Source organism: Nocardia sp. NBC_00403 (genome assembly GCF_036046055.1).
Lineage (GTDB): Bacteria > Actinomycetota > Actinomycetes > Mycobacteriales > Mycobacteriaceae > Nocardia.
Window position 1 is genome coordinate 3,253,597 of the sequence record NZ_CP107939.1, and the last position, 11,197, is coordinate 3,264,793.

Sequence of the window (11,197 nt, forward strand, 5' to 3'; positions counted from 1 at the left end):
GGCTACGCAGCACAACTCATATCAGCCTAGGTCGAAGAGCTCTGCTCGACCCTCCTTTTCGAACAGGGGATATACAGCGAAATGATTCGAATTGGGTTCAACTGTTTCGGTGCCATACGAGTAAGGTGTGTACATTCCCTGAAACTCCACCACGACGGTATTCAGATCGAGGTCGAAACACTCCGATAGGGCGACGTGTTTGGGGTCAGGAAAGTTATCCTTGAAGATGATGTTGTACTTTGGTTGGAAATGCTTAATGAGTGCCGCCTCGGCAAGCGCGACACCCTCCTTGCCGTAGAATCGAGGGTTGTTTATTCGCTCGTATACCCTCCTTATGTGTGCCCGGTCTTCATCTCCTCTCACCACACCAGTATCTCTGGGATGTGCAACGCTAATAATTGCTACGTCGGTAATCGCGCATAGAGCGAGCCAAACCTCTCGGTCCGGACGTCGCTCTGAATAGATCCGCTGCAGAGTCGAATGGCTACGTAGTCGATCGAAAGCTTGTCGCTCGCCTTCGCGGCCGAATGCTTGCCCGATGTATAAGACGCTGTGCTCGCACCATTCATCTGCATCCTCGCTCGCATGGGCTACGGCTTCGTGAATGCTCGCCGAATGGATTACGGAGTTTGACGATGACTCAACAATTGCATAGTCCTCGTAGGGATACGATGACTCCCATCGCAATGCGCTTCCACCTTTGTGTTCGAAGCGGAACTCGCATGTTTCATAAGCGTATTCGATTTGCCTACGCGCCTCCCCGGTGATCACATTTCCTCTTACCGAGACGCTTCCCGGCGGAGCTGATACCCGGGGGGTGTCTGTAACAACATACAGGTGGCAAGGGGGCTCTCTTGGAATGTCGATCGACTCCAAGTCGCGCTGGCGACCAATGACTTGTGGGACAACAACGATCGAAACGCCAACCTCAGTTTCGTACTTCCTCACGCGGACTCCAAATCCAGGCGCTGCCGATCGCAGGCCGACCTTAGTAGCTTAGAGCGTGTCTCGTGTCGCCAAGATCGGTCTGCGGTGGGTCGTAATCGATTGTGCAGCATGATGTCTGGCTGTCGTCGATGCTGTCGCGGCGGCTGATGCCGGATGAGTTGTGGGCGCTGGTCGAGCCGCCGTCGCCGCGCTGGTGGTAGCACCCAAGGTCGCGGACATCGCCGAACAGCAGGCCGTGGTACTCGCTTCTGCGGGGATGTGCGCGCTGGCAGCCGTCGCCGCCGTGCTGGTGGTACGGCATCGCCGCAGGGTGCGCGCTCGCGATGACGCGCGGGTGCTGGTGGCGCTACGGCAGAACTCGCTGAGTCCCTCCGAGTTCGAGGAGGCGCTGGCCGCGTTGTGTAGGCGGGACGGCTGCGCCGATGTCCAGGTGGTCGGCGGATCCGGCGGTCTGGGCGCCGACGTAATCGCGCGGGCACCGGATGGCCGCCGGATCGTGTTGCAAGCCAAGCGATACCGCAACGGCCGCAGCGTGGGCAGCCAAGACGTGCAGCGGTTCGGCGGAACCGCGCACACCATCCACGGCGCCGATGTGGCCGCCGTGGTGACCACCGCGCAGACGTTTACCCCGCAAGCACGGGCGTATGCGGCCAAGGCCAGGATCCTGCTTGTGCCGGCAAGAGAGCTCGCAGCGTGGGAATCGCAGACCGGGCCGGCTCCTTGGGACTGAACCGGGCGAGCGACTGACCAAGCCCACGTGCCGTACACCGTGGCGGCCGCCTGGTCTTCCATGCCTTCGCCGCTCTCGTCGAGTTCATCCGCGAGCTGATCGTCGACGGCACCACCGAGGGCGGTTTCTGATGAGCTGTGCTTCGGAGCAGAACGCCGCCCGGCGCCGATGGTCTCGCGAAGGGCGATCGCGGAGGGGGCCCCTTGACGGCTGTTTGCTATGTCGTTGCCGAACGCTGAATCTGTCGGCGTGTTAAGGATTCGCCACACCGATGGGGTATTGGTTCATGTGACTATTCCGCGTCGGCGCGGCCTTCGTTGGCACACGGACGTCGCGGAGCATTGCAGCTCAGCTGTGGTTGATATCTGGGTTCTCGGCCACTCGACGAACGACACGGAAACGACACGCTTTCAGCGGGAATTGACCGGATTCAATGGGATTCGTTGGGATCCCAGTCTCTGGCATGCGTGCAGCTCATGGGCAGTTTTGAGAACTCTCGAGAAGTCAGAAACACTGCCGACCCACAATCGGCAGGTTTTTGGTTCGAGTCCAGATAGGGGAGCACGAAAAAGCCCTCTACCAGCCCAAGCAGGTGGGGGGCTTTTCCGTTGTCCGGGGAAATCTCCCCAGATCGACTACTTTCCGACTAGTTGCGATCTTGGGCATGGACACTGGTAGGCCCGAAGGGTTGTAGGGTCGTCTGCATGCCGCATGCCGAGCTGGCAACATGGGCGGCCGACTGATCGGCCGCTCGCACGCACGGAGTGGCAGGCCCAGTGCCGAACATCGCAACAGTCATCAGACTGCATTTCCCCGATACCCTCGAGGGATCGCTACATCTCGAGGGTTGCCCGCCCTGTTCGGGGCCGCTGTGTCTTCGGGTGTGGTCGCCGCAATCGCACTGGCGGAGGTCTCATCGGTCGCCCAGTAGCTGCTACCCGCTGCGGCAAGATTCGTTGCCAGTGTTTCGACAGCGGCCAGATCAGTCTGGTGCGCCAAGGGTATCGCGCTCTGATAACCTCTCGAACGCTGGCGCAAGCGTTGCTATCACTCCTGCCGATCCTGCGGGTAGCGCCACGCCGGGCAGCAGACGTGAGGTGTTGGCGGTGAAGTTTGTCCCGAGGTCCTGCAGATCCAGCTTGAACCCGGCCAGACTGGCAACATCGACTGTGAAGTCGGTCATGCTGCCCGCCGAGGTAGGTCCGCCAAGTTGACCTTGGCTGGAACTACCGATTTCCAGCCCGGTATTTGCATCTGCCCCCTCGGCGATCGTGCCCAGCATCATACCTGATCGAGGCTGCGGGCGCAGATCGAGCACACGGATTAGCTCGCCGTGCAACGAATCTCGCCTCTCGTCAGCGGGTTGCTGGTCGTGCGGAATGTACTGGCTCCAAGACGTATTCCGATTGCCTGCACGGATATCGTCGACTCGTTGCCGCAACCGATCGGCGTGTTCTGCTGACACCACCGCCCGGCGGAGCGGGCCGGATACTTGAACAAGGTCACGCATATCGAGCAGCACTCGGTATCCGGACCACTCCGAAAGGTCGTAGCCGTACTCCTCGATGAAGTTCCGAACCCACGTCTGGTCCCGCCCGTAGCGCACCGCGGCATGCCATGTCGGTATCAGGTCGATTTCTCGTTGGCCGATGCTGACCAAGTCCCAGTCTGCGAGTATCGGCTGCGCCGAATCATTTCTGTTGTCCCAGAGGAGATTTCCGGCCCATGCGTCGCCGTGGATGAGGCCGATTCCCAACGGCCGATCGAGTTGGCTCAGTTCTGTGAATGTCAGCGCAGGAAACAGTGTTTGCTGGCGGCCTGTCGTTACGACTAGCCTCGGCTCATGCACTGGCGGGCAGAGGCTGCGGTACGGGACTGACGGTGTTTACGGATGACTTCATCGGCCGTGACCCGGAGCTGGACAAGATCCGCACCTTGCTGCGGGATTCGGCTCGACTGATCACGTTGACGGGCGCGGGCGGGATAGGGAAGACCCGGCTCGCGACCGAGGCGGTTCGTGGCTTCGGCAAAACCAGTAATACACCGGTGTATTGGGTGCGACTGGCCCGGCTGGCCAAAGGCTCGGATGGCGCTGCTGTCGAGGACGAGGTAGCGCGCTCGGTGATCGATACCGACATCTCGCAACATTCGACATGGGACGCGATCGTCGACACGTTGACCGGCACGGACGCGTTGGGGCGCAGCCGACAGACGGTGTTGGTGATGGACAATTGCGAGCATGTCCTCGCCGCTGCCGGTCGGCTGATCGCCGAATTGCTCAATGCGGCACCCGGGTTGACCGTCTTGGCAACCAGTCGCGAAGCGGTCGGCTGGGTAGACGAGCATCTGGTGGTGGTTCCCCCGTTGACGCAGAAGCAGGCTGTGACCCTGTTCGTGCGGCGCGCCGATCTCACCGGGCACCCTGTCGTCGACGCCGACGAGGTAGCGACAAGCAGTCTGATCTGTCGCCATGTGCACAACCATCCGCTGTACATCCGACTGGCTGCCGCGCGGCTGCAACACAAGCCGTTGGTGATGATCCTTCAGGAATTGCTGACCGACAAACGAATGGGATGGTCACACGGTCCACGAGTGGGCGCCGAACCACGCCACCAAGGGGTCCGAGACGTCATCGCCTGGTCCTACGATCTGTGCCTCGACAAGGAGCGGCTGCTTCTGGACCGTATGTCGGTCTTCGCCGCAGGATACGACACGAATCTCCAAGACGACACCGACTCTGCGCTGGATGTCGGGGCCGCGTTGGAAGCCATCCAAGCGGTCTGTGCCGACCACTCGATACCGGCATCCGAGCGGGGGCACCAGGTCACGTTGGCAGGCGGGGAGGTCGAGAGTCTGCTGGAGCGACTCGCTGACCAGTCGTTGGTGACGGTGCACATCACGCCGACAACAGTGCGGTACTCCCTGTTGGAAAGTATTCGAATATTCGCCAAGCAACGATTGGCGGAAAGCTTCACCGGCGAGGTGGACGAACCGGCGCGGCTCGCTCAGCGTCATCTGCGTTACTATCGAGATAAAGTTGTTGCGACACAGCATGATTGGTTCAACTCTGCTGAGCAGAACTGGGCTCGTGCCGAATGGGACAACATTGTCACCGCGATCGAGACGAGCATTGCGTCGGGTGAGCCCGCGGCCGGATTGGAAATCGCTTCGGGCCTGATCGCCCTTCCTTTTTTCAAGGGGTCGCCCCGAGATATACGTCGATGGACCGAACGCACGCTGCAGGCCGCCCGCATCCCGCCCCCACGGCCGACCGAGCTCCAGTTGGCGGCCATGACGTTGATCGGCTGGATCTGGATGATGCAGGGCCGCAGCGACGAGGTCGAGCGGATCCTCGAGGAATGCGCCGCCATCTGCATCGACGACCCGAAGGTTCGACACGACTGGCAGCTGAGCCCGGAAGACGATATCGGACTGCCCGCGTCAGTCGAATTCTTGTGGGGATGTCAACTCGGGTTCGGCCAACGCGATCCGATATCGACCACCGTGCTATCGCGGGCCCGCGAGAAGTACCGCGCCCTCGGCGACGCCGGCGGCGAGGTGCGAAGCGAGCTGTACTCGGCATGGACTGCCAGCTTGCTCGGATCAGCATCTCAGGCCCTGCAGATCACTCGACGCCACCTCGATCACGCCACCACTTCTGGGGCCGGATGGGCGAAAGCCTGGGCTGAGTTGGCGTGGGCGAACGCGTTGACCAGACACGGCGATCCCTTCGAGGCATTGACAGTCGGTCGCGAAACGCTTGCCCGCCAGGTCGCCACATGCGATCAGTGGGGCGCGGGCCTGACGGTGAGTGTTCGGACATGGTCACTGGCACATATCATTACGGACCTGATCGCGACCGGGAGTGCCGACCGGGTTGTGCTGAGAACGTTGGCCACCGAAACAGCTCGACTCGCGGGCGGAGCCGCAGCACTGAGAGTAGGGCTGGGCATCAATCTGGATGATCTGGCGCTCATCGCCCATGAGAACAACAAAGCGATCGAGGTCGCCCGCCAAGTTCTGGGCCGCGAAGTGTTCACCGCCGCGTATAGGCAGGGCTCCCTTCTGCATCCTGAGTTGCACGAGGTCCAGCAGCTGGCGCTGGGCACTCTGTTGATCGACGCGATGCCGCTCGACCATCCCGCCAGGCGAAACGCCCCCTCCGGTTGGGACAAGCTGTCCGCGGCGGAACAACGGGTCGCGACGCTGGCCGCAGCAGGATGGACCAATGCCGCCATTGCCGCCCTGCGAGGGAAGTCTTGCAGAACTGTCGATTCTCAAATGGCGTCGATCTTCACCAAACTGACGATCACCTCGCGCGAAGACATCATCAAAGTTGTTCCCCAAGAACATATCGCGCAGGTTCGGCAAGAGGCAGCGAAGCGACCACCCCGCACCCGAACGACTGCTTGAGCACCGACTCGCAACGCAAGTGCGGTCAGTTACAGGCGGGTCGCCCTCGCCGACAGTCCAACTGTCGCGTTGTCGCACAAGGACATCCCGTTGTGATGTTCTTGTGTGGCAAACCGGGTGTACTCTTGCCAATCTTCCCGCGTTGCCTTCTTTGGGCAGCGATGGTTGTTCAGCATCGATCGTGTGCGGCAGGAAATTGAAATCGACAATGGGGGAAGGCCGTTCGCTACCGTCGGGACGGAAACGACTCCCGGCTGACGTACAAGTCCTTGTGAACCCGACCTGCCGAGCGGCCTCCAGGGGAATCGATCCGGGCTCCAGCTATGCCTATCAGGTTGCCCCGCTTCGCGCTGCCGGCGCGGACCGGGCGGAACGAATACCCGATCCGTCATTCAGGCTACCCGCGTCTCCCCGCCGCTTTGCCATTGCAGCACCTGGCCGACCACATCGCTAAGGGGTCCTTCGGCGCTGCAGATCGGATTCTCGAAGCCGGTCAGGTTGATCGAGAATCGCACATGGTCGTCGGCGGCATGTTGCAGACGAAACAGGCTCCACGCAAGCGCTTCGGCCAGATCGGTCGCCGGGTGCGTCTCGACCGTGACGATTCCCCGGCCGGCATCGCAGGCATCGCAGGAGACATGTGCTATATACCGAGGCTTGCGGCCCTGTAGGCGAAACCATTTCGCCGCGTGCGGACCGTGGGCCCAGTGCTCTTCGATATGGTTGGCCTTGTCCATCATGGACGCCATCTCGTATTCGTTATCGGCGTAAGCGATCTTTGCTCGAATCCTGCACCACCGGACGAAATCCGACTGCATCGACCGCCGATATTTGTGTCCCATCGTGATCACTCCTTCGGGTTCACAAATGAGTTGCTATCACCCTCGACCCGGACATCGGGCCAGTCAACACCAGACTTCCCGTTAGTGGTAAGGGTAATGCGGTTCTCGAGCACGTTGTCGCAGTACCCCCGCCGATATGAAGCCACTGATCGAAAGCGTCTGGCTGGCAGAGAAGCGGATCGAGATCATCTGCTCGGACGCTTTGCGGGACCGCGTGATTGCGCATGCCCGGGGGTTGCACGTCGCCGTTCGGGTCCCTGCGACCTACCCTGACTGGTGGGCGCATTGCTCGTCGCTCCAATCCGACCTCCTCGCAGAAGCAAAGGCATACCAACCGATCTCGGCCTCGCCGACCGACGTCATAGTTTGCTCGTGGCTGAAGATGGATCTGCTGCCACGAACAGGACCGATGAGCGGTTCGGGAAGATTACATCGGATACACCGGGTGCTTGCGCGGGTTGAACTCCGGCTTGACCGGCGGCTTTCCGCGCAACAGGTGCAGTGCGCGCCGGATCTCCAGACGGGTGTGCGCCGGTTCGATGACCGCGTCGATGTAGCCGCGTTCGGCGGCGATCCACGGGGTGGCGATCGTCTCGTTGTACTGGTTGATCATGAACTCGCGCGCCGCTGCCCTATGCTCCTCCGGCACCGCCGCCAATTGCCGCCTGCCGATGAGGTCGACCGCGCTTTCGGCGCCGATCACCGCGATCCGGGCCGTCGGCCAGGCGAAACTGATATCGGCACCCACCTGACGGGCCGCCATCATGCCGTAGGCGCCACCGTAGGATTTGCGTACGACCAGGTTGATGATCGGGACCGTCGCCTCGATGATCGCGCGCGGGACCCGGCCGCCGCGGATGATCACACCATTGGCTTCCTGCTCGAGGCCCGGCAGCACGCCCGGGGTGTCGGCGACGAAGACCAGCGGGATATTGAACGCGTCGCAGAGCCGGATGAAGTAGGTCGACTTGTCCGAGCAGGCGGCGTCGATGGAACCACCCAACACCAACGGCTGGTTGGCGATCACACCGACCGGATATCCGTCGACCCGGGCAAACCCGGTGATCAGATTCGGGGCGAACTCGGCGCGGATCTCGTGGAATTCACCGTCGTCGAAGATTCGTAGCAGGATCCCGTGCATGTCATAACCGGCGCGATCGGAATCCGGGATGATCGAGTCGAGCTCCCGATCGGAAGCAGTGATCTCCGGCTCCAGACCAGGGTTCACGATCGGCGGCTGCTCGAGACAGCTCGTCGGCATGTAGCTCAGGTAGTTGCGGGCCCAGTCGTAGGCTTGCTGCTCGGTGTCGGCCACGTGATGCAGGGTGCCGCGTTTGGCCTGTACCTCGGCGCCACCGAGTTCCTCGGCGGTGATGTCCTCACCGTTGACGGCTTTGATCACCTCCGGCCCGGTGACGAACATGTAGGAATCCTTGGTGCCGATGAGCACGTCGGTGTTGATCGGCCCGTACACCGAACCCGCGGCGCACTTGCCGAGAATGATCGACACCTGCGGCACATACCCGGACAGTTTCTCCAACACCCGGGAAATATCACCGAACGAAGCGATCGAACCCACCGCGTCCTGGATACGCGCACCGCCGGAATCATTGATCGTCACCACCGGGCACGCGGTGTCGAACGCGAGTTGCAGCGCGCGCATGAACTTGCGGGCGGAGGTGATACCGACCGACCCGCCGTACACGGTCTGATCGTGGGCGATCACGACCACTGGACGGCCCCCGATCAGCCCGCGACCGGTGACCAGCCCGTCACCGTAGAGAGCATCCGATTGGCCGGGCTGACGAGCGAACGCACCGGTCTCGATGAACGTCCCGCGGTCGAGCAGCATGTCCACACGCTGGCGAACGCTCGGAATGCCCTTCTTCTCCCGCTTGGCGGCACCGGCCTCACCTGCCGGTTCCGCGGCGATCGACAGGATCTTGACCAGTTCATCGATCTTCGCCTGGGTACCTGCCACGCTCGCTGCCACCTTCCAAACCGACTGTTGTGCCGTCGCGACGTTAAGCCCGTATCGACACGGAACGTGTCATTGAACCGGATATACGGGATAAATCACAGTCGAGGTCGGGCGCACATCACATCTCACCCAACGAGTTCGAAGACAGTCAGGGGTATGCCTCTCGCTAACCATCTCGAGAGGGTCGCCCGAGTGGCGGCAGGATGCCACCCCTCAGGCCAACCTCCTATTGCAGGCTGCCAGCCCGTGCTGCACACATGAGCCGGTCGGCCAGCGGATATCGGCCGTGCGGTGCGGACGATGCGGTCTACGAACATCGTGCACCTGGTAGCCCAGGTCGTGTTGCATGAGGTAGCGCGGTTGCTCGTCCAGGCCAACGACCAAGATGGCGCGGTCGGGAATACCTCTTCAGGTTGTGATCAGTGTGCGGCGGCCATGACCAGATCGCGGTAGGGCAGGCCGACGACGGGGTGATCAGCTATGCCGAGTTCGGTTTCGACCTCTTCGAGGTGGATGGTGGCGGCGTCCCGTATCGGCGGTGGTCACCTCGGTTTCGACGAAAGTTCCGGCATGCGTGACGGCGTCGATGGCGACGATGATGTCGTCGTGTTCGGGGTGCTGGTAGGTGGTGCGTGCTTTCTCGACACGGACGAGTTCGACCATGCCGATTGCGGCCAGCAACTGGTTGGCGACTGCGGCTTGGTCAGGGCCGCTGAGGGTGACGTTGGTTTCGCGTTTGGCGATCACGTCGGCGTCGCTGTGTGTGGCGGCATTGGACGGGGGCTTATAAGTCATTTCGGCGAACCTGTCGCGCTTCCGAATGCGAAGGCATTCAACGGTTTTCATGTAGTCGACATCGGGGCGGCTGTAGTAGGTGTCGACCTCGGTGAGGTGTCCGGCCTCGCGGTAGCCACGTTCCGCGAGCCGCTGGCGGAGGGAACTGTCGTCGGGGAGTTCGCGTTTACGCTCGACCTCGATCAAGTGCATGGGGTGGATCATCCTCTCGTGTGGATGGCGGTGTGGACGCGGGCGAGGCTGGGTGGAGCAATGTCGGCGGATCGTTCCGAGTGCCTGCTGTAATGCCTCGGAGTCGGTGACGGGGATGTTCTGGAACAACACCAGCTGTTTGGCGTCGCTCAGTGCGTTGGCGAGGTTCTTGCCGAGGAACCGGTTGTAGTAGTGGCGTTCTCGCACGAAGACACCGGTGGGTTGCACCGGCATGAGGACTGACGGTGTACCCGCCTCGGTTTCCACGGAGTGGACGGCGAAGGCCGTTAATAGCTCGTCGACGGTGAGGTAGGGGTAGGTCTCCTGGCCTTCGCGCTCGAGCCAGCTGCCCCGGATCTGTCCGCAGTCGTTGTTGCCGTGTTCGACGACTGTGAGGAACAGGTTCAGTGCGACGTCGGTGACGGGGGCGAAGATGTCGCCGTCGATCACGTGATGGTCGCCGTAGGATTCGCTGACGGCCTGAATGTTGGTGCGGTCGTTGGCCGACATCCACGCGCTATCGGTGAAGGCGAAGTGCACGCGCTTGTGACCGGTGCGGAAATCGATCCAGTCTCCCGAGAGTTGACCGTCGAGTATGGGCGTGAATCCCAATATGCCTGAGCGCCATACGTGATGGCGCAGGGTGATGTAGTGACGTTGCGCCTCGCGGAACAGGACGATCGGGGCGTGGATGACGGCGCAGACACGAGGGTCTAGTTCCGGGGCGGCGACGATGCGGGAGTTCTGGCGGACGATTATCTCGTCGTGGTGGTGGTAGGACTGGGTGCCGTGGTGCAGGTAGTACGGCAGGGACAGGCGCAGGAACTGCAACCATGATGGGGCGCTGTAGGACTGGACGGCAGGCTCGTGCAGTGATGGTGCGTCCACGGCATACACGTCGCGGTAGACGAAGAACCCGTAGGGTTTCAGCACCGTTGGGAAGGTCCGAGCTGGCTGGATGGCGTTCTATGATGACGAGCATTCAAGACCGGGCGTTGCTGCAGTTACCGGTCCCACGCCGTTTGCAACGCCCCATCGAAAACCGTGTCTTGTCTGCCAATCGGGGCAATTCGTCGATCATGACAATGGTCGGCGTCTCACTGAGTGTGGTGGCCGGCAGCCGGAAGGCATCGGGCCAGCCGCCGATTGTCTCGGGGAGGGTCTCGGGGTTCGCTGCGATCCCCGATCCTTTTAATCCTTTTTAATCCTTTCAATTCCCGAGAGAAACGTCGCAAGCGATTCGGATAGCGGCATACCCTTCGTGGTGGTGAAGCAAACATTCGGCACGACACGGGA

Annotated in this window: 7 protein-coding genes; 2 read left to right on the forward strand and 5 right to left on the reverse strand. The window is 61.6% G+C overall.

All coding sequences use genetic code 11. The features are described from left to right. Positions 1-21 precede the first annotated feature (21 nt). Complete coding sequence (locus OHQ90_RS14385; protein ID WP_328410822.1) at positions 22-948, reverse strand: hypothetical protein; 927 nt, start codon at positions 946-948, stop codon at positions 22-24. 160 nt (positions 949-1,108) lie between these two features. On the opposite strand from OHQ90_RS14385, the gene OHQ90_RS14390 reads away from it, so the two are divergent. Next, complete coding sequence (locus tag OHQ90_RS14390; protein ID WP_328410824.1) at positions 1,109-1,678, forward strand: restriction endonuclease; 570 nt, start codon at positions 1,109-1,111, stop codon at positions 1,676-1,678. Positions 1,679-2,660: 982 nt separating this feature from the next. Here the strand turns inward: OHQ90_RS14390 and OHQ90_RS14395 are convergent. Further along, a complete protein-coding gene (locus OHQ90_RS14395; protein ID WP_328410825.1) occupies positions 2,661-3,434 on the reverse strand; it encodes a phosphotransferase family protein in 774 nt (257 codons plus the stop codon). Positions 3,435-3,559: 125 nt separating this feature from the next. On the opposite strand from OHQ90_RS14395, the gene OHQ90_RS14400 reads away from it, so the two are divergent. Next, on the forward strand, positions 3,560-6,091 hold the full coding sequence (locus tag OHQ90_RS14400) for a LuxR C-terminal-related transcriptional regulator (RefSeq protein ID WP_328410826.1): 2,532 nt from the start codon (positions 3,560-3,562) through the stop codon (positions 6,089-6,091). Positions 6,092-6,483: 392 nt separating this feature from the next. Here the strand turns inward: OHQ90_RS14400 and OHQ90_RS14405 are convergent, their stop codons facing one another. The 3 genes from OHQ90_RS14405 to OHQ90_RS14415 form a co-directional block, all read right to left on the reverse strand. After that, a complete protein-coding gene (locus tag OHQ90_RS14405; protein ID WP_328410828.1) occupies positions 6,484-6,909 on the reverse strand; it encodes a hypothetical protein in 426 nt (141 codons plus the stop codon). A 451-nt stretch (positions 6,910-7,360) separates the two neighbouring features. Further along, on the reverse strand, positions 7,361-8,914 hold the full coding sequence (locus OHQ90_RS14410; protein WP_328410829.1) for an acyl-CoA carboxylase subunit beta: 1,554 nt from the start codon (positions 8,912-8,914) through the stop codon (positions 7,361-7,363). Positions 8,915-9,388: 474 nt separating this feature from the next. Next, complete coding sequence (locus tag OHQ90_RS14415; RefSeq protein ID WP_328410831.1) at positions 9,389-10,834, reverse strand: class IV adenylate cyclase; 1,446 nt, start codon at positions 10,832-10,834, stop codon at positions 9,389-9,391. Positions 10,835-11,197 lie beyond the last annotated feature (363 nt).

Excerpts from the sequence above, each read along its gene's own strand:
- OHQ90_RS14405 (WP_328410828.1), bottom strand. The coding sequence starts at position 6,909 with ATGCAGTCGGATTTCGTCCGGTGGTGCAGGATTCGAGCAAAGATCGCT.